1 protein-coding gene is annotated in these 278 nt (G+C 55.8%); it reads left to right on the plus strand.

Going from position 1 to position 278, the window contains the following annotated elements; genetic code table 11:
- The coding region (locus tag H5114_RS20290) for a cadherin repeat domain-containing protein (RefSeq protein ID WP_182723890.1) at nucleotides 1-278 on the plus strand (278 nt) is incomplete at both ends.

A 278-nucleotide genomic window follows, 5' to 3' on the forward strand; every position in this document is an offset into this window, starting at 1 on the left:
GTGGGCGAAACCAGCTACAACTTTAGCTACAATGAAAACAGCAGCGACAGCACCGTGATTGGCACCGTCAATGCCACCGATCCAGAAGGCACGCCAGTGACCTACAGCATCGTCAGCGGCAATGACGACGCTTGGTTTGAGATTGATCCCACCACCGGTGTCATCAGCTTGACCCCAGCGGGCGTGGCCGCCGTCGCCAATGACTTTGAAGCCCTGGCGAACGTGCACAATTTAGTCGTTGGCGCCTCAGATGGTGTCAACACCACCAACATTAACGT

The sequence above is a fragment of the Shewanella sp. SR43-8 genome (assembly GCF_014163775.1).
GTDB classification, from domain to species: domain Bacteria; phylum Pseudomonadota; class Gammaproteobacteria; order Enterobacterales; family Shewanellaceae; genus Shewanella; species Shewanella vesiculosa.